We start from the raw sequence: 17,184 nt of genomic DNA on the forward strand, positions 1-17,184 counted from the left end.
GCACACCCCCGAGAACGCCGTGCCCCGGTCCGCTGCCTCCCCCCTGCGGACCGGGGCACGGTGATGCCCGCTACGGCCTGTCCGGCGTGTCGTTCAGGCCGTGATGCCGCCGTCGATCACCAGGTCGTGGCCGAGCGCGAAGCCCGACTCGTCCGACGCCAGATACAGCACCGCCGCCGCGCCCTCCTCCACCGTCCCGATCCGGCCGAGCGGGAACATGCCCTTGGCGCGCTCCACCCGTTCCGCCGGCGTCTCGTTCGCGAGCAGCGACATCGGGGTGTCCATGGAGGACGGGCTGAGCGTGTTCACCCGGATCCCGTCGGCGGCGTACTCCCGCGCCGCGCTGCGCCCCAGCGCCGCTATCGCCGCCTTGCTCGCGCCGTAGGCCCCGGCCCCCGGGATCGTCAGGTGCGCGCCGACCACCGAGCCGACGTTGACGATGACGCCGCCGCCCTGCTCCCGCATCCGCCGGATCTCGTACTTCATCGACCGCCAGGTGCCCAGCAGATTGATCTCCAGAGTGCGCGTGAACTCCGCCTCGGCGAGCTCGGCGAGGCCGGCCGGCTCGGGCAGGTACCCCGCGTTGTTGACGGCCACGTCCAGCCGGCCGTGCCGCTCCACGACCGTCCGTACGAGCGCCTCCACCTCCGCCTCGACGGCGATGTCGGCCAGGACGTGACCGGCCGTGCCGCCGTCCTTCTCGATCAGCCGGACCGTCTCGACCAGGCGGTCGGGGGTGCGCCCGGCGACCACCACGGTGGCGCCCTCACGGCCGAAGGCCACGGCGGTGGCGCGGCCGATGCCGGACCCGCCCCCGGTGACGAGCACCACCTTGCCGGTGAAGCGACCAGTCATGTCTCTCATCCCATCGTCGGTGCCTGAGCGCAGCCGCGCGTACGTGCGCGCCCGCGCACGCACCACGATGGCCGCGAGCGCCGCCCGCGCCATCACGTATTCACGGGAGTGACCGGCGAAAACCCCGTGAACACGGGATGCGGGAGCGGCCGTTCGGCGGATGGAGTGGAGGGAGCACGCGCACGTCCGCGGAGAAGGGAACACCTTGAGCTTCGAGGAATTCGAGGGCATCGTCCACATCCCGCCGAAGGCCGGACCGGCCCGCTGGGTGTTCGGCGACCACTACACGATCAAGGCGGACAGAGAGAACACCCACGGCTCGCTCGGCCTGATCGAAGCCCTCGTCCCACCGGGCGGCGGACCGCCGCCGCACATCCACCACGACAGCGACGAGGCCTTCTACCTCATCGAGGGCGAGCTGGAGATATCCAACGAGAAGATCAGCCGGGTCGTCGGCGCGGGCTCGTTCATCTTCGTGCCCAAGGGCAAGGTCCACGCCTTCAAGAACATCGGCGACCAGCCCTGCAAGATGCTCATCATCTTCACCCCGGCCGGCTTCGAGCGCTTCTTCACCGAGCTCGGCGTGCCCGCGGAGCAGGGCGTGCCCGCGCCCGAGGCGGAGCAGTACGCCGCCGATGTCGAGAAGGCCCAGCGCATCGTGGCCCGTTACGCGGCGGAGTACGTCTGATGCTCGACGCGACGACCGTGGACGCCTACCTCCGGCGGATCGGCGCCAAGCGGCCCGAACGCCCCGACGGCCAGGCCCTGTCGCACCTGCACGAACGGCATGTGCTCAGCGTCCCGTTCGAGAACGTCGACTTCGCCTTCGGCCGCCCCAGCCTCCCGATCGGCCTCGGTGAACCCGCCCTGGAGAAGATCATCGGGCGGGGCCGCGGCGGCTGCTGCTACGAACTCAACGGTGCCTTCTTCACCCTGCTGAGCGCGCTCGGCTTCGACGTCGAGCCGATGGGCGGCCGGGTCCTGGAGGACGGCGCGTTCGGCCCGCTCCTCGGCCACCTGTGCCTGCGCGTACGGACCGAGGACAGCGCGGACCCCTGGCTGGCCGACGTCGGCTACGGGCGCGCCTTCCGCTTCCCGCTGCGGCTGCGCGCGGGCACCCCGCAGCAGGACCCGCAGGGCAGCTTCGAACTCGTCGAGGCTCCGAAGGGCGACCTCGACCTGTACCGCGACGGCGAACTCCAGTACCGCGTCGAGCCGCGCGCCCGCGAACTGGCCGACTTCGCCCCCACCCTGTGGTGGTTCCGCAGCGCCGACGACTCGCCGTTCCTGGCCCGCCAGGTCTGCTCCATGCCCACGCCCGACGGCCGCGTCACCCTCGCCGGCCGCACCCTGACCCGTACCGAGAACGGCGTCAGGACCCAGGAGGAGCTGGCCGACGACGCGGCGGTCCGCGCCGCCTACCGCACCTGGTTCGGCATCGAACTCGACGTACTGCCGCCGCCCGACCGCCAGACCGACGGAGAAGACTGATGCACGACGTGACCGGCCTCATCGACGTCCACCACCACGCGATCCCGCCGGCCTACCGCGCGGCGCTCGGCGACAGGGTCGCCATCCCCGGTGTCGACTACCCCACCTGGAGCCCGGAGGCGAGCCTGGAGGTGATGGACCGGCACTCCATCGCCGCCTCGGTCCTCTCCGTCACCGCGCCGGGCGTCACCTTCGTCCAGGACGCGGAGGCCCGCCGTCTGGCCCGCGGAGTCAACGAGTTCTACGCCGACCTGATCGCCCGACACCCGGCCCGCTTCGGCGCGTTCGCGATCCTGCCGCTGCCCGACGTGGCCGCCGCCAAGGACGAGCTGACGTACGCGATCGACCAACTCGGCCTCGACGGCATCGGCCTGCTCACCAGCTACGGCAACCGCTACCTCGGCGACCCCGAGTTCGAGCCGCTGCTCGCCGAGATCGCCGACCGAGGCCTGCCGGTCCACGTCCACCCCGGCACCCCGCCGGCCAAGGACGTGGCCACCTTCGACCTGCCGCCGTCGCTCTACGACTTCACCTTCGAGACCACGCGCACGGTGGTCGACCTGCTCTTCAGCGGCACGCTCGGGCGGCTGCCGCACCTGAAGCTGATCGTCTCGCACGCCGGCGGCACGCTGCCGTTCCTGGCCCAGCGGCTCACGTACGGCCCGACGATCGGGACGTACCTGACCGAGCGGGCGCCCAAGGACGTCGTCGGCGCGCTGCGCGGGCTGTACTACGACATCGCCATGTCCGCCAACCGCTTCGCGCTGCCCGCGCTCACCGAACTCGCCGCGCCGGACCGGATCCTGTTCGGCAGCGACTACCCGTTCATGCCGGCCACGCACACGACGGAGAACGCCGAGGGATTCCGGTCGTACGCCGGCTGGAGCGCCGAGCAGCGCACGGCCATCGGCCGCACGAACGCGCTGCAGTTGTTCCCGCGCCTGGCCGGACAGTAGCGATCGGATACACGCAGGAGCCGGAGGCCTCGGGGGAGGCGTCCGGCTCCTGCGTCCGTACAGGCGCGTCAGCAGGCCCCGTCGACACCGCACGCGGCGCCGAACGACCCGTCCGACCGCTCCTGCTGCCGTGCCTGGGCGTCCAGGATCGCCTTGCGCAGCTGGGGCGTCGAGGGCACGCCCTCCACGCGGATGTCGCCGATGAGGAAGGTCGGGGCGACCTGCACCCGGTGCGCGGCGGCGTCCCTGAGCGCGTCCTCGTGCCGGGCGGTGTACGTCCCCTTCTCCAGGGCCGTACGGAACTCCTCCCGGTCCAGGCCCAGTTCGGCGGCGAGGTCGGTGAGGACCTCGATCCGGCCGAGGTCCAGGTCCTCCTGGAAGAAGGCGCGGAACATCCGCCGGGTGTACGCGTCGCCCTTGCCCTGGTCCTGCGCGTACTGGAACCCCTCGAACGCGAGCCGGGTGTACGGCTGCGGGGAGACGGTCGGCAGCGTGATGTCCACGCCCATCCGCCGGGCCATCGGATAGACGGCCCGCTTCCAGATGTCGGGCAGGTACGGGTCCTCCGGGCGGAGCGTCGGCTGCGGGTGGGCCCGCAGCTCGAACGGCTTCCACTCGATCTCGACGTCCAGGTCCTCGGTGGCCGCCTCCAGCGGTCCCTCCGCGAGCATGCAGAAGGGACATACGTAGTCGGACCAGATCTGGATCTTCACCGGCTCGGTCATCGGACTCCGCCCCTCTGCGTGGTCAGGAACTCCTGGAACGGCACCTCGTGGCCTTCGACGGGTGCGTGCGTGACGCGGATCGGCCACCGGGTGGGGTCGGTCGCGAAGATGGCGTACGAGCTGCCGTAGTCGAAGCCGTACGCGCCGGCGGTCTTCCGGTCGGCGGCGAAGACGATGTGTCCTACGCCGAAGTAGCGCGCCACCATGTAGCACATGGCGCAGGGCTCGCCGGAGGCGATCAGGGTGGAGCCGGCGACGGCGAACACGCCCGCGCGCTTCGCCGCCTCGCGCAGCGCGACGACCTCCGCGTGCGCGCTGGCGTCGTGGTCCTCGCGGACCCGGTTGAAGCCGGTGCCGAGGACCCGGCCGTCCTGGACGACGATCCCCGAGAAGGGGATGCCGCCCTTGGCCACGTGCTCCCGGCTGATCCGTACGGCTTCCTCGACGTGGGGGAGCAGGGTGTCGATGTCACTCATGGCGTACGCGCCGGTCAGACGGACGTCAGGCGGAGCAGGACGGCGCCGCCGATGATGGACGCGAAGGAGAGCAGCCGGGCGGGCGTGATCTTCTCCTTGAAGATGATCGCGCCGCAGATGACGGTGCCGACGCCGCCGATGCCGGTCCAGATCGTGTAGCCGACCGAGACGTCGAGCTCACGCAGGGCCAGGGAGAGCGTGTAGATGCCGCCGGCGGCGGCGAGCAGTGTGAGTACGGAGGGCCACAGGCGGGTGAATCCCTTGGTGGCGTTGGTGCCGAGCGCGAAGAGGACTTCGAAGACGATGGCGATGCCGAGGTAGACCCAGGTCATGGTGGTGACTCGTTTCGGGATGGTGGGGACGGAGCGGGCGTCGGGGAGAGGGTGCGGGCGTCGCGGAGGGCGCGGTCAGCCGACCGGCTGCGCGGCGGGGGCGCTCGCGGCCTCGGCGGCGGCCTGCTTCTTCGCGGCCACGGTGTCGGAGATACGCAGGCCGAGCGCGCCGCCGATGATCAGGATGAAGGCGAGCACCTTCCAGACGGTCATCCGCTCGTCGTAGATCAGGGTGCCGAAGACGACGGTGCCGACAGCGCCGATACCGGCCCAGACGGTGTAGCCGACGCCGACGTCAACGGTCTTCAGGGCCATGGAGAGCGTGAAGATGCCGCACGAGGCGGCGGCGACGGTGAGCAGGGACGGGCCGAGCTTGGTGAACCCGTCGGTGGCCTCGGTCGAGAGCGCGAAGGTGATCTCGAAGAGGGACGAGAACAGGAGCCATGCCCAGCCGACGTTGGCGTTCTGCGGCTGTGCCGGTGCCTGCGGCTGTGCCTGCGGGGAGGGGGACGTCATGGAACTCACTCTCCAGGAAGTTGTTTGTCCGTGCAAGTTCTTTGAAGGCGTAGTCGTCCGGTGACTGACCGAGGCGACGGCCATGAGGTTGCATGAGCATGTACCCTGTTGTCAACGTCTCGATGAAAGGTGCGTCAACTTATGGCCGCTACCCACACCGCGTCGTCCGACCAGGTGGTCTGGAGCCGCCTCCTCGTGCTGCACTCCCGCGTGGAGCGGGAGCTGGCGCAGGCGCTCCAGCGACGTCATGGGATCGGCCTGTCGGAGTACCGGGCGCTCGAATCGCTGTCCCACGCCGAGGATTCCGAGCTGCGCATGCAGGACCTGGCCGAGCGGGTCGGTCTCGGCCAGTCGTCGGTGACGCGCCTGGTCGCACGGCTGGAAGTGGCCGGATTCGCCTTCAAGGACCTCTGCCCGTCCGACAAGCGCGGCGTCTACGCGGTGATCACGGAGGAGGGTCGCGAGCGGTACGCGGCGGCCCGTACGACGTACGGCGACATCCTCTCCTCGGCGCTCAACGCCCTGACCGCCGACCCCGAGTGCGCCTCCACGGTCCAGTCGCTGCGCGCCGCCGGCGCCTGAGACGCACGGCCCGCCCGCCGCGGGGCGGAGTCGGTTCGGCACTCTCTCCCAACCCCTGACGCGCTGTCAATCGCGAACTTTCGGCATAGCGCGCCAGGGGTGCTTTCGTTGCATGATCAAGCGTAACGAGAACGCGGTCCCCGCTTCTCGCATCGTCAACCTGGCCGCGTTTTTGTTGCATGACGATGCAATTGCTTGATTCATCAACGTCTCGAACGTCTCGGGGGAGAGTCCGCCGTGCCATCGACACACCTTGCTGATTCCATCGCCGTCCTGAGCCGGGAGCACCCCGGCCGGGTCGCCCTCTCGTCCCACCGACGCACTGTCACCTACGAGGAGTTGGGCGCCCGGAGCCGAGGGCTCCGCGCCCGGCTGGGCCGACTGGAGCTGCCGGCCGGCGGCACCGTCTGCGTCCCGGCGCACAAGACGCCGGAGACGATCGCCCTCCTGCTTGCCGTCTTCCAGGAGGGCCTGATCGCCCTCGCCCCGTCGCCCGACCTCGGCATCGCCGCCCGTACCCGGCTGGCCCAGCAGGCCCGCGCGTCGCACACGCTCACCGTCTCCGCCGACGGCGCCCTGACGGCCGAGGCGGTCGAGGGCAGCGAGGCGGAGGCCGAAGGGTTCGACCGCGCCGACGCCACCCGCACCCGCCTGCTGCTCACCACCTCCGGCTCCACCGGCACCCCGAAGATCGTGCCGATCCCCGCCGCCGGCTTCGACGCCTTCGCCGACTGGGCCACCGCCGAGTTCGCGCTGACCCGGGACGACGTGGCGCTCTCGTACGCCCCGCTCAACTTCGACCTCGCGCTGCTCGACGTCTGGACCTTCCTGGGCCTGGGCGCCCATGTCGTCCTCGTCGACAAGGACCGGGCCACGGAGGCCGCGTACCTGCACGACCTGGTGGCCGGCCACGGAGCGACCTTCGTCCAGGGCGTGCCCATGCTCCACCGCCTCCTGGTCGAGGACGGACCGGTGTTCCCCACCGTCCGGCACCTCGTCACCACGGGCGACGCCCTCGCCCCGGAGCTGCTGCGGCCGATGGCCACCGCCTTCCCGAACGCCCGCTTCCACAACGTCTTCGGCTGCACCGAGACCAACGACTCGTTCCTCCACCCCATCGACCCCGAGGCCGCCGCCGCCCCGCCGATCGGCCGCCCCCTCGCCGGCGTCACCGCCCTCGTCCTCGACGCCGACGGACAGCTCGTCACCGGCGCCGGAACCGGCGAACTCCTCGTCTCCACCCCGTTTCAGGCCGCCGGCTACCTCAGGTCCGCCCTGAACGAGCAGGCGTTCACGGTCCGGGACGGCCGGCTGTACTACCGCACCGGCGACATCGTCTCCCGTACCGACGAAGGCCTCTTCACCCTCCAAGGCCGCGCCGACTGGCAGGTCAAGGTGCGCGGCGTACGCACCAACCTCCAGGAGGTCGAGACCGTCGTCGCCTCCCACCCGGACGTCGCCGAGGCCGTCGTCGTGGCCCTCCCCGACGAGCGGACCGGCGTCCGGCTGCACGCGCACGTGACCCGGCACCCGGCCACCGCGCTGACCGGACTGCGGCTGCGCACCCACGTCGGCAGGCACCTCCCGCGCCACGCCATCCCGTCCTCGGTGCACGTCACCGAGGCCCCGATTCCCCGTACGTCGACGGGAAAGCCCGACCGGAACCTCATCAGGAACAACCGAATGAAGGAGAACGAGACCGCATGAGCGAGACCGGCGTGACCCAGGTGACCGACGCGAGCGACGCGAGTGACGTGAGCGACGTGAGCGACGTGACGGCCGAGATACGCGACCACATCGTCACCCAGTTCCTGGCGGGCGAGGACTCCTCGGACCTCACCGACGACTACGACCTGATCGACTCCGGGGTCATCGACAGCCTCGGCCTCGTCCGGCTGATCTCCCACATCGCGAGCCGTTACGGCCTGCCCATGGACGACATCGACTTCGGCCCGGACGACTTCCGCACCCTCGCCGCGATCACCCGCCTCATCCGGGAGAACGCGCCGGCCACGGCGGCCTGACACCACCGCGCCGCACCACCGCGCCACATCACACCCGCTCACCACACTCAAGGGAGAACCCGCATGTTCACTCGCAGCGTCGACGACGTCGTTCCCGTCCAGTGGGGCAACGGAACCAGCCACAGACTTCTCACCAAGGCCGACGGCATGGGCTTCGCGGTGGCCGTGACCCTCGTGCGCCAGGGCACCACCAGCGCCCTCCAGTACCGCGACCACCTGGAGGCCTGCTACTGCGTCGCGGGCTCGGGTGAGGTCGTCGAGAAGGACGGCACCCGCCACAAGATCGCGCCGGGCGTCATATACGCGCTGGACGAGCACGACCCGCACTACCTGATCGCGTCGGACTACGAGGACCTGCACCTGATCTCGGTGTTCAACCCGCCGATCGTCGGCGACGAGAAGCACACGCTGTCGGCGGACGGCTTCTCCCAGTACTGAGCCGCGTACCGAGTTCGTACGAGCCCCGTTCCGCCCCGCGGACGGCAGCGCACCCGTCCGCGGGGCGCCGGTACCCGCACCCGCGCACCCGCACCCGCGCACCCGCACCCGCGAACCCGCACCCGCGAACCCGCACCCGCGAACCCGCACCCGCGAACCCGCACCCGCGAACCCGCACCCGCGCACCCGCACCCGCACCTGCACCTGCGCCGCCCCGCACCCGCGCCCTCTCCCACCCGATGTGACAAGGACCAGGCTGTGACCGACGACCTCTTCCACCTCGCCACCCCGTGGGCCGACAAACTCAACGCCGACCTCGGCGAACTCGACCGGACCGGCGCGTTCCCGTCCGACAAGTGGCCCGCGATCCAGGACTCCGGGATCCTGCGGACCCCCTTCCACCCCGAGCACGGAGGCCACGGCCGGTCCCTGACCGAGACCATGCGCGTACTGGAAGGCCTCGGTCACACCTCCCGCGACGCCGGCCTGTCCTTCTCCACGTCCACCCAGATCGTCTCCGTCGGCGTCCCGCTCCAGCAGTTCGGCAGCGACGAGCTCAAGCAGCGCCACCTCCCCCGGATCATGGCCGGTGACGTGATCACCGCCCACGCCATCACCGAGGAGTCCGGCGGCTCGGACGCCATGAACACCGCCACCACCGCCGTCCGCGACGGCGACCACTACGTGGTCGACGGCAGCAAGATGTTCATCACCAACGCCCCCGTCGCCGGCCTGTTCCTGCTGTACGTGCGGACCGGCGCGCCGGGACCGTTCGGCCTGACCACGCTGCTCGTCGAGGCCGATGCCCCCGGACTGACCGTCGGCCCGGCCATGGACAAGATCGGCCTGCGCACCAGCCCGATCGGCACGCTCGCCTTCGACGGCCTGCGCGTCCCGGTCTCCCAGCGGGTCGGCCGCGAGGGCGCCGGCTTCCGGGTCCTCGACTACGTCATGAAGCGCGAGGTGCTCTTCGCGTTCTCGATCACCCTCGGCGAGATGACGCGCCGGCTGGAGGACACGATCCGGTTCGCCAGGTCCCGTACGCAGTTCGGGCAGACGATCGGCTCGTACCAGGCGGTCTCCCACAAGATCGCCGACATGAAGATCCGGCTTGAGACGGCGCGCAAGTGGCTGCGCGACACCGGCTTCACGGTGGAGGCCGGCCAGGACGCCGCCGTCGACCTCGCCGCCACGAAGACCGTCGTCTCCGAGGCGAACCTCGCGAACGCGCTCGACGCCGTCCAGATCCACGGCGGACGCGGCGTGCTCACCGAGCACGGAGTCGAGCGCGAACTGCGCGACTCCGTCGCCGGAACCATCTACTCCGGTACGAGCGAGATCCAGCGCAACCGCATCGCCGCCCTCCTCGGCCTGTGACGCGCCGACCTCCGACCCCAAGGGAACCGACCGTGATGACTCTCGACCTCTTCGACCGGCTGACGCAGCCCACCGAGTTCCTCGACTACGAGACCGACGCCGTCCAGACCTTCATCGACGACGTGGTCAAGGACCGTGCGACCGACAAGCGCACCATGGCCATCGAGCTCTACTACGCCGTCCGCGACGACGTCTTCTACGAGGTCTACGGCGCGGACCTGTCGCCCCAGGGGCTCAAGGCCTCCCACACCGCCACCACCAAGTCCGGCTTCTGCCTGCACAAGTCGGCCCTCTACGCCGCCGCCGTCCGGGCCCTGGGCATCCCCTCCAAGCTCGTCTACGGCGACGTCCGCAACCACCTCGCCTCGCCCCGCCTGATCGAGCACATCGGCGGCGAGGTCTTCTTCCACGGCCTCACCCAGGTCTATCTGGACGGCACGTGGGTCAAGGCCACGCCGGTCTTCAACAAGATGCTGTGCAAGCTCTACGGCATGGAGGCCCTGGAGTTCGACGGCCGCACCGACAGCCTCTACCACCCGTACGAGGGCGGCGGCGGCTCCATGGAGTTCCTCACCGACCACGGTGCCTTCGAGGACGTCCCGTACGACTTCGTCCTCAGCTCGATGCGTGCCCGGCACCCCAAGTTCCTCTCCGAGTCCGACGCCGGCACGAGCACCGTGGCCGGCGGCCGGCTGGCCGACGAAGCGAAGTAAGGAGCCGTACGAAGATGACCCAGGTCGCCCAGGCCCCCGAGGCCGCCACGCCCACCGACGGCTGGGACGCCGCCATCCGTATCGGCGTCGTCGTCCCGCACGCCGACGTCGGCCCGGAGGCCGAACTCCAGGCCATGGCCCCCGCGTCCGTCTCCATCCACGGCTCCCGCGTCCACTTCGGCGCGATGCGGGCCGGCGGCGAGATGGACGAGAAGATCCCGCACGACCCGGTCCGCGCGTTCGTCGAACCGCCCCTCCTGGACCAGGCCGTCGAGCAGCTCGCCGCCTCGCCGCTGCACGCGCTCACCCTCGGCTTCACGTCCTCCAGTTACGTACTGAAGGCGGCGGGGGAGCGGGAGCTGTACGAGCGGCTGCGTCCGGTCACCCGGGAGCTGCCGATCACCGGCACGACGAAGGCCGCCCGTGCCGCCTTCACCGCGCTCGGCGCGCGGCGGATCGCGCTGGTGAACCCGCCGTGGTTCGACGACCGGCTCTCGGGCCAGGGGGCGGACTACTTCCGGGAGTTCGGCTTCGACGTGGTCCACCACGGACCGTGCGGGCTGCCCTCGAACCAGAGGGCGATCACGCCCCAGAACCTCTCGGAGTGGCTCCGTACCACCGTCGCGGCGCACAGGCCGGACGCCGTGCTTGTGGCGGGCAACGGCATCCGCGCCGTCGGCACCATCAAGGCGCTGGAGGAGGAGCTGGGCTTCCACGTGGTGACCGCGAACCAGGCGATCTTCTGGCACGCCCTGCACCTGGCGGGCGCGACGGCCATCAGCGACGGCGTCACGGAGTACGGCCGGCTCTTCGCCACCCGCCCGGCGGCGCCGGACGCGGCCTGACCTACCCGGCCCGAGCCACGCGCGCGTGAGCCCGGACGGCAACCGGCCGTCCGGGCTCAGGTGTTCGTATGCTCGTGAGAAGTACCGGCGGTCAGCCTTCGGCCGGCGCGTCGCACAGCGCGACGACCGAGGTGAAGATCTCCGCGTTGTTCTGCTCCGCGGTGACCAGCATCCGCGGCCGCCCGTCGGCGTCGTCCGGCAGGGCGCCCGCGGTGATCCAGCACGGGGCGTCCAGCTCGGCGTACCGGCTGAAGTCGCACTCCATCCCGACGACCAGCGTCTGCCGGGGGTGGGCGGCGGCCTGCGCGGCCTGCCGCGCGGCTTCGAGGAGCAGCATGCCCGGGGCGTGGTCGACGGGGTGGTCGAAGAGGACGGGGTGCGAGGTGTCCGTCCGCAGCTGCCAGCGGTGCGGGACGTCGGTGCAGGAGAGCACGACGTCCTCGAAGCGGGTCCGGCCCGTCTGCTGCGTGGGCGACGGCGGCGGCAGCGGCAGGGCGCGCGCGTTGGCGCTCTCGATGTCGGCGTACCGGCCGCGCAGCCGCTCGTAGACCGCCCGGTCCTGGATGGTGAACCGCGTCCGGGCGGTGGCGAGGCGGCGGCCCGCCCGCACGGCCTCGAAGGAGAGCGTGACGGCGGTCGCCCGTTCCTTGCGGTACTTCACGTCGGAGGCGGCGATGTGCAGTTCGACCTCGGCGTCGGTGCCGTCGGCGCGCAGCGCGTCCGGGTCGATGTCCCAGCCGAAGTCCTTCCAGAGCAACTGGTGCCCGAACGGGACGTCGTAGGCGGCGTGGGACAACAGGGGCAGGGTCTGGCGTACCGTCTCCGCGAGGAACAGGGGGTCGTGCCGGCCGTGCCGGGCCAGATAGAAGGCGTGCTCGTGCGGCCATCGGGCGGTGACGGTGAAGGTGTCGTCCCCGGTCCGGCACCAGCTCGCGAGGAGTACTTCGGCCGGATTCGTCTTGTGGGTGTACGACATGGGCACCGGCACAAGACCGGTGGTCGCCCGGTCCTGTGCGAGTTCTATCGGAGGCACAACACTTCTCCCCTGCCTGTTTCACGATATCCGCGGGTCCGAACACTGGTGTGCCGGCTGACCGCTCACATAAGATAGTGGTCACTCTTTTTCTTTGTCGATGTATACGAGGTAACAGGCCAGTGGCGGAACACAGGCAGGAACGGGCGATCCGCACACGGGAGTTGGTGCTCAGGGCCGCGGCGGAAGTCTTCGACGAAGCGGGATACCTCGGCGCGAGCATCACGAAGATCCTCGATCGGGCGGGCGTCACGGCCGGTGCCGTCTACTTCCACTTCAGGTCGAAGGAGGGGCTGGCCCGCGCGGTCATCCTGGAGCAGGCCGCCGACCTGAAGTTCCCCGAGGGGGACGGCGGCCTCCAGCAGCTGCTCGACATGACCGGGTACCTCGCGGTGGAGATGCAGCACAACACCCTGCTGCGGGCCGGTGTCCGGCTGGCCGTCGAGCAGGGGGTCGTCGGACGGCAGGAATACGCCATTTACGAGTGGTGGGCCGACCGCTTCCAGCAGGAGCTCGCCGTGGCCCGGCAGCTGGGCCAGCTGGTCGACGGCGTGGACGAGGCCGCCTTCGCCCAGCTCCTCGTCGCCTCCTACACGGGTACGCAGGTGATGTCGCAGCTCGCCACCGGCCGAGCCGACCTGCCCCTGCGGATCACCAACATGTGGCGCTGCCTGCTGCCCGCGCTCGCCCCGGCCTCCGTCATCGCCGGCCTGCGCCTTCCGGTTGCCGACGACGCCGCCGAGGACGCCGCACCCGACGCGGCGCCCGACGCGGTGTGCGCCACGTGACCGCCGCCCTGAGAGTCGTCCTGACCGGGGCGACCGGCTTCGTCGGCTCGCGCGTGCTGCACGCACTGACCTCGACCGCCCAGGACACCGGCCGCGAGATCGCGATCCGGGCGCTCGGCCGTTCCGCCGCCGCGCCGGCCTCGGCCTCTGCGGGCGTGACCTGGACGCCGGTGGACCTGACGGACCGGGCGTCGCTGCGCAAGGCGGCGAGCGGGGCGGACGTCCTGATCCACCTCGCCTCGCGGATCTCCGGCGACGAGGCCCAGTGCGCCGCGGTCAACGTCGAGGGCACGACGGCCCTGGTCGACGAGGCCGTCCACTGGGGCGTGGACCGTATCGTCCACCTCTCCACGGCCGCGGTCTACGGACCGGGCCCGCACCGCGGCCTCGCGGTGAACGAGATCGCCCCCGCCCCGGTCTCACCCGCCAGCCGCACCCGGCTGACCGGCGAGACCCCGGTCCTGGCGGCGGGCGGAACGGTCCTGCGCCCCGGCCTCATCCTCGGCGCGGGCGACCGCTGGGTGGTCCCCGCCCTGGCCGAACTCCTCGACCGCGTCCCGGCCCGCTGGGACGGCGGCCGAGGCCTGCTCTCCATGGTGGACGTGGACGACCTGGCGGGCCTGATCGCCACCCTGGCGACGTCCCCGGACGCCCCGCCCCCCGGCATCCACCACGCCAGCCACCCCGACCCGGTGAGCAACGGCGCCCTGCTGAAGGAACTGGCGGCACTGGACATCCTCCCGGCACCACAGGAGGACTGGCCGTGGGACGCCTGCGTATCCCAACTCCAGTCGAATCCCGGTCGCGTGAGTGAGCGTCAGTTCTCGCTCCTGGCCCAGGACCACTGGTACGCGAGCGAGGACATCTGGCACACCACCTCCCGCCCCCCGGGCCCGGGCCCGCTGTCCCGCCTGACGCCGGCGGCCCCGTGGTACCGCGCGTACCTGGCGAACAGGAACACGTAACCGACGCGGTGCACGTCAGGGCCGGCTCGCGGGCACGGTGTCCTTGGCCACCAGCACGCCGTCGGCCCAGCAGAGCCGGTAGAGGTCGACCTGGTCCAGCAGGTCGCGTCCGGAGCGGTAGAACTCGCAGTCGCTGCCAGGTGGCCGGGGCGCGGAACGGGCGTGGTCGGGCGGGTAGGGGTAGGCGTGGGCCGGCAGCAGAGGGGCGAGTTCGGTACGGGGCCGGCCCGGCGGCAGCTCGTCGAACCGGGACGGCGGCAGGACGCTCGTCGTCAGCTGCCAGGCCAGGTAGACGGCGGCCGGTACGAAGAAGGCGGCCGCGGCCACGGGGGCCGCGAAGGCGGCGACCGAGCGGTGGCGGGCGGCGCGCCGGGCGACGGCGAGCCGCTCGGCGGACTCCGCGCCCGTACGCGTGCGCTCCGACGGGACGGAGACCGCCGGGGCCTGGTGGGGCAGGACGGCGGCGACGCGGAACCCGCCCTCGTACGGCCCGGTCCGCAGCGAACCGCCGAGCACCGTGACCCGCTCCCGCAGCCCCGCGAGCCCCTGCCCGCCGCCGCCGGCACCGCCGCCGGCTTTCGGTCCGTCCGACGGGGCGGCGGCGCCGTTCAGGACGCACACGCTCGTACGGTCCGCCTCGTGCGCGATCTCCACCCGCACCGGACTTCCCGGCGCGTGCTTCACGGCGTTGGTGAGGGCCTCCTGCACCACCCGGTACATCCCGCGTTCGACCAGCGGCGACAGCGCGGGCACCGGCCCGCGCCGTTTCCACCGCACCGGCACCCCCGAGGCGACCGCGCGCCCGATGAGGTCGTCGACGGTGTCGCCGTGCGCGCCTGCCCCCGCTCCGGGCCCCGCTCCTGCCCTCGCTCCGGGCCCCGGCGGGTCACGTAGCACGGCGACCGTCTCCCGTAGCTGCTCGACGGCGTCCGCGATCGTCCCGCGCAGTTCGGCGAGGTCGGCGCTGTCGCGGTCGGTGAGGTCGGGGGAGAGTTCCAAGGCCCCGGCCCGCAGCGCGACCAGGCTCAGGACATGGCCGAGTGAGTCGTGCATGTCGGCGGCGATGTCCGCGCGTTCGGTCAGCCGCGCCCGCTCCGCGACCAGGTGCTGCCGCTCCTCCAGGCTCCGGGCCAACCGCCATCCCTCCCGTACGAGTTCCCGGCGGCCGCGCCAGTGCCGTCCGGCCAGCCAGGGCGGCAGGAGGGCGGCTGGCAGCACGGTCAGTGCGTAGAACCACCACACGGGCTGGGCCCGCAGCACGGCGCACATCGCGACGTCGACCAGGAGACACCCGGCGAGCACCAGGAGCGGGCCCCGCGCCGCGGCGACCCGGGCGCCCAGCAGGCAGCTCAGGGCGGCGAGCGAGAGGACCTGCGCGTTGGCCGGCGTCGCGGCGTCGGCGAGGCCCAGCGCGCACAGCCCGTTGACCAGGAACACCGCGGACCCGGGCCGGCGGCGGGACAGCGGCACGGCCACCGCCAGAACGGCCAACGGGAGCAGCAGGTCCAGGACCGGCGACGCCGCGCCCGCGTCCCGGAACCCGTAACCGGTGGCGGCGGCGAGCCCGCCCCACAGGGCCACGTCGCCGAGGACGGACCTGGTCGGCAGGAGGGTGCGTGGTGACTGCGGCATGGGGTCGATTCTCTGCGATCGGCCCGTTTCCCGGTCAGGCGTCCCGGCGGCGCAGCACGTACCAGCCGGCCAGGTGCGCGGCCCCGGCCCACGCCGCCACGATCAGGACCGCCACCCAGGCCGAGTACGGCGCCCCGGCGGCTTCCCCTCCGGCCCGCATGAAGATGGCTCCCGCGCCGTGCGGCAGACGGTCGTTGACGGCCGCGAGATTCTCGCCCCCGAGCCCCAGGAGCATGCTCGGCATCGCCCACAGCAGGGTGGCGAGGATCGTCAGCGCGCCTGCGGGGTGGCGCGTGGCGAAGGCCACCCCGACGGTCAGGACGGCGACGAGTGCCTGGTAGAGACCGATGGCCAGGACCTGCCCGAGGGTCGTGCCGGCCTCGAAGGAGGCCCGTCCGTCGAACGGCCCCCAGGCCACCGCCGTACCCACGACCGCGAACAGGGATCCGGCGACGAACGCGACCGCGCCCACCACCAGCGCCTTCGCCGCCTGGACGTGATGGCGCCGGGGCACCCACAGCAGCGAGGCCCGCACACTCCCGGTCCCGTGCAGCCGGACGCCGCAGTGATGGGCGAGGTCGCCGATCTCGGCGGCGGTCCGGCCCTCGACGGTGAGTTCGCCGGACGCGGACGTCTCGACGCTCACCCCGTCGGCCGCCATCAGACGGCGGGCCAGGGTCGCCCGCTCCTCGGGGTCGGGCACCGCGGCGTGTGCCGACGGGGGCGAGGCGGCGGCGAGGAAGTCCGTCATGGAGGTGTCGCTCAGCAGGCGTCCGCGTCCGATGACGACGAGATGATCGGCCGTCAGCTGCATCTCGCTCATCAGGTGGCTGGAGAGGAAGACGGTACGTCCCTCCGCCGCCCGGTCGCGGACGAGCCGGCGGATCCAGCGCACGCCGTCCGGATCGAGGCCGTTGACCGGCTCGTCGAGGACCAGTACGGGCGGATCGCCGAGCAGGGCGCCCGCCACCCCCAGCCGCCCGCTCATGCCGAGCGAGTACGTGCCGGCCGGGCGCCGGGCCGCCTTGGCCAGGCCCACCAGCTCAAGGACCTCGTCCACGCGGCGTACCGGGATGCCGTTGGCGCGGGCCTGGGCGACGAGGTGCGCGCGGCCGGACCGGGCGGGGTGGACGGCCCGGGCGTCCAGCATGGCCCCGACCGCGCACAGGGGCCGGCGCAGGGCGGCGTAGGGACGGCCGGCGATCAGGGCCCGCCCCCGGGTGGGGTGGTCCAGGCCCAGGATCATGCGCATCGTGGTGGACTTCCCGGCCCCGTTGGGACCGAGGAATCCGGTCACGAGGCCGGCCCGGATGTCGAGTGTGAGGTCGTCGACGGCGGGGGTGTCGCCGTAACGTTTGGTCAGTCCTCGGAGGGTGATCACGGAGTTCCTCAGCTGTCGGCGTTTCCCGTACGGAAGTGACGTGTACGGATCCGAC

At 71.8% G+C, this 17,184-nt stretch carries 19 protein-coding genes and 1 pseudogene; 12 read left to right on the forward strand and 8 right to left on the reverse strand.

Annotated elements, in window-relative coordinates; all coding sequences use genetic code 11:
• Positions 1–93: 93 nt before the first annotated feature.
• Positions 94–855: a glucose 1-dehydrogenase gene (locus Q5762_RS18340; protein ID WP_315893220.1), complete on the reverse strand. Its 762-nt coding sequence runs from the start codon at positions 853–855 to the stop codon at positions 94–96.
• A 205-nt stretch (positions 856–1,060) separates the two neighbouring features.
• Between Q5762_RS18340 and Q5762_RS18345 the strand changes: the two genes are divergently transcribed.
• From Q5762_RS18345 to Q5762_RS18355, 3 genes are read left to right on the forward strand one after another with little or no spacing between them, the layout of a single operon-like run.
• Entirely contained in the window at positions 1,061–1,543 is a 483-nt protein-coding gene (locus Q5762_RS18345; protein ID WP_315893221.1) for a cupin domain-containing protein, read from the forward strand.
• The gene (locus Q5762_RS18350) at positions 1,543–2,346 is read left to right on the forward strand and encodes an arylamine N-acetyltransferase (protein ID WP_315893222.1); all 804 of its coding nucleotides are present in this window, start codon (positions 1,543–1,545) and stop codon (positions 2,344–2,346) included. The genes Q5762_RS18345 and Q5762_RS18350 overlap by 1 nt, the downstream gene beginning before the upstream one ends.
• A complete protein-coding gene (locus tag Q5762_RS18355; RefSeq protein WP_315893223.1) occupies positions 2,346–3,302 on the forward strand; it encodes an amidohydrolase family protein in 957 nt (318 codons plus the stop codon). Before Q5762_RS18350 ends, Q5762_RS18355 begins: the two co-directional genes overlap by 1 nt.
• Positions 3,303–3,370: 68 nt before the next feature.
• On the opposite strand, the gene Q5762_RS18360 is transcribed toward Q5762_RS18355, so the two are convergent.
• The 4 genes from Q5762_RS18360 to Q5762_RS18375 all read right to left on the reverse strand — a co-directional run bounded on the left by Q5762_RS18360 (position 3,371) and on the right by Q5762_RS18375 (position 5,351).
• Positions 3,371–4,027, reverse strand: coding sequence for a DsbA family oxidoreductase (locus tag Q5762_RS18360; protein WP_315893224.1), 657 nt, complete (start codon positions 4,025–4,027; stop codon positions 3,371–3,373).
• The gene (locus Q5762_RS18365; RefSeq protein ID WP_315893225.1) at positions 4,024–4,503 is read right to left on the reverse strand and encodes a nucleoside deaminase; all 480 of its coding nucleotides are present in this window, start codon (positions 4,501–4,503) and stop codon (positions 4,024–4,026) included. The genes Q5762_RS18360 and Q5762_RS18365 overlap by 4 nt, the downstream gene beginning before the upstream one ends.
• A gap of 14 nt (positions 4,504–4,517) precedes the next feature.
• Positions 4,518–4,835, reverse strand: coding sequence for a multidrug efflux SMR transporter (locus Q5762_RS18370; protein WP_315893226.1), 318 nt, complete (start codon positions 4,833–4,835; stop codon positions 4,518–4,520).
• A 75-nt stretch (positions 4,836–4,910) separates the two neighbouring features.
• A complete protein-coding gene (locus Q5762_RS18375) occupies positions 4,911–5,351 on the reverse strand; it encodes a multidrug efflux SMR transporter (protein WP_315893227.1) in 441 nt (146 codons plus the stop codon).
• A 141-nt stretch (positions 5,352–5,492) separates the two neighbouring features.
• Here Q5762_RS18375 and Q5762_RS18380 point away from each other — a divergent pair, with 141 nt between their 5' ends.
• From Q5762_RS18380 to Q5762_RS18410, 7 genes are all read left to right on the forward strand, one after another.
• Entirely contained in the window at positions 5,493–5,933 is a 441-nt protein-coding gene (locus Q5762_RS18380) for a MarR family transcriptional regulator (protein WP_315893228.1), read from the forward strand.
• Between the two features lie 237 nt (positions 5,934–6,170).
• A complete protein-coding gene (locus Q5762_RS18385; protein ID WP_315893229.1) occupies positions 6,171–7,640 on the forward strand; it encodes an AMP-binding protein in 1,470 nt (489 codons plus the stop codon).
• Complete coding sequence (locus tag Q5762_RS18390; RefSeq protein WP_315893230.1) at positions 7,637–7,957, forward strand: phosphopantetheine-binding protein; 321 nt, start codon at positions 7,637–7,639, stop codon at positions 7,955–7,957. The genes Q5762_RS18385 and Q5762_RS18390 overlap by 4 nt, the downstream gene beginning before the upstream one ends.
• Positions 7,958–8,020: 63 nt before the next feature.
• On the forward strand, positions 8,021–8,395 hold the full coding sequence (locus Q5762_RS18395; RefSeq protein WP_315893231.1) for an ectoine synthase: 375 nt from the start codon (positions 8,021–8,023) through the stop codon (positions 8,393–8,395).
• 258 nt (positions 8,396–8,653) lie between these two features.
• Positions 8,654–9,772, forward strand: a complete 1,119-nt coding sequence (locus Q5762_RS18400; RefSeq protein WP_315893232.1) for an acyl-CoA dehydrogenase family protein — start codon at positions 8,654–8,656, stop codon at positions 9,770–9,772.
• A 35-nt stretch (positions 9,773–9,807) separates the two neighbouring features.
• Positions 9,808–10,485: a transglutaminase-like domain-containing protein gene (locus Q5762_RS18405; protein ID WP_315893317.1), complete on the forward strand. Its 678-nt coding sequence runs from the start codon at positions 9,808–9,810 to the stop codon at positions 10,483–10,485.
• 14 nt (positions 10,486–10,499) lie between these two features.
• Entirely contained in the window at positions 10,500–11,330 is an 831-nt protein-coding gene (locus Q5762_RS18410) for a maleate cis-trans isomerase (RefSeq protein WP_315893233.1), read from the forward strand.
• A 91-nt stretch (positions 11,331–11,421) separates the two neighbouring features.
• Here Q5762_RS18410 and Q5762_RS18415 read toward each other — a convergent pair whose 3' ends face one another.
• Positions 11,422–12,363, reverse strand: a complete 942-nt coding sequence (locus Q5762_RS18415) for a ScbA/BarX family gamma-butyrolactone biosynthesis protein (protein WP_315893234.1) — start codon at positions 12,361–12,363, stop codon at positions 11,422–11,424.
• Between the two features lie 122 nt (positions 12,364–12,485).
• On the opposite strand from Q5762_RS18415, the gene Q5762_RS18420 reads away from it, so the two are divergent.
• Together Q5762_RS18420 and Q5762_RS18425 are read left to right on the forward strand one after the other, a co-directional pair.
• Positions 12,486–13,151: a ScbR family autoregulator-binding transcription factor gene (locus Q5762_RS18420; RefSeq protein WP_315893235.1), complete on the forward strand. Its 666-nt coding sequence runs from the start codon at positions 12,486–12,488 to the stop codon at positions 13,149–13,151.
• Positions 13,148–14,116 (forward strand): NAD(P)-dependent oxidoreductase, encoded by a 969-nt coding sequence (locus tag Q5762_RS18425; protein ID WP_315893236.1) that lies wholly within the window; start codon positions 13,148–13,150, stop codon positions 14,114–14,116. The genes Q5762_RS18420 and Q5762_RS18425 overlap by 4 nt, the downstream gene beginning before the upstream one ends.
• 15 nt (positions 14,117–14,131) lie before the next feature.
• Here Q5762_RS18425 and Q5762_RS18430 read toward each other — a convergent pair whose 3' ends face one another.
• Together Q5762_RS18430 and Q5762_RS18435 are read right to left on the reverse strand one after the other, a co-directional pair.
• Positions 14,132–15,748 (reverse strand): histidine kinase, encoded by a 1,617-nt coding sequence (locus tag Q5762_RS18430; protein WP_315893237.1) that lies wholly within the window; start codon positions 15,746–15,748, stop codon positions 14,132–14,134.
• A 520-nt stretch (positions 15,749–16,268) separates the two neighbouring features.
• A pseudogene (locus Q5762_RS18435) lies at positions 16,269–17,129 on the reverse strand (ABC transporter ATP-binding protein); the annotation flags it as partial.
• Positions 17,130–17,184: the final 55 nt, after the last annotated feature.

Source organism: Streptomyces sp. P9(2023) (assembly GCF_032436795.1).
Taxonomy (GTDB): Bacteria; Actinomycetota; Actinomycetes; order Streptomycetales; family Streptomycetaceae; genus Streptomyces.

Coding starts and splice junctions, on each gene's coding strand:
- Q5762_RS18340 (WP_315893220.1), bottom strand. CDS start 855: ATGACTGGTCGCTTCACCGGCAAGGTGGTGCTCGTCACCGGGGGCGGG.
- Q5762_RS18350 (WP_315893222.1), top strand. CDS start 1,543: ATGCTCGACGCGACGACCGTGGACGCCTACCTCCGGCGGATCGGCGCC.
- Q5762_RS18355 (WP_315893223.1), top strand. CDS start 2,346: ATGCACGACGTGACCGGCCTCATCGACGTCCACCACCACGCGATCCCG.
- Q5762_RS18360 (WP_315893224.1), bottom strand. CDS start 4,027: ATGACCGAGCCGGTGAAGATCCAGATCTGGTCCGACTACGTATGTCCC.
- Q5762_RS18365 (WP_315893225.1), bottom strand. CDS start 4,503: ATGAGTGACATCGACACCCTGCTCCCCCACGTCGAGGAAGCCGTACGG.
- Q5762_RS18370 (WP_315893226.1), bottom strand. CDS start 4,835: ATGACCTGGGTCTACCTCGGCATCGCCATCGTCTTCGAAGTCCTCTTC.
- Q5762_RS18375 (WP_315893227.1), bottom strand. CDS start 5,351: ATGACGTCCCCCTCCCCGCAGGCACAGCCGCAGGCACCGGCACAGCCG.
- Q5762_RS18380 (WP_315893228.1), top strand. CDS start 5,493: ATGGCCGCTACCCACACCGCGTCGTCCGACCAGGTGGTCTGGAGCCGC.
- Q5762_RS18390 (WP_315893230.1), top strand. CDS start 7,637: ATGAGCGAGACCGGCGTGACCCAGGTGACCGACGCGAGCGACGCGAGT.
- Q5762_RS18395 (WP_315893231.1), top strand. CDS start 8,021: ATGTTCACTCGCAGCGTCGACGACGTCGTTCCCGTCCAGTGGGGCAAC.
- Q5762_RS18405 (WP_315893317.1), top strand. CDS start 9,808: ATGACTCTCGACCTCTTCGACCGGCTGACGCAGCCCACCGAGTTCCTC.
- Q5762_RS18410 (WP_315893233.1), top strand. CDS start 10,500: ATGACCCAGGTCGCCCAGGCCCCCGAGGCCGCCACGCCCACCGACGGC.
- Q5762_RS18430 (WP_315893237.1), bottom strand. CDS start 15,748: ATGCCGCAGTCACCACGCACCCTCCTGCCGACCAGGTCCGTCCTCGGC.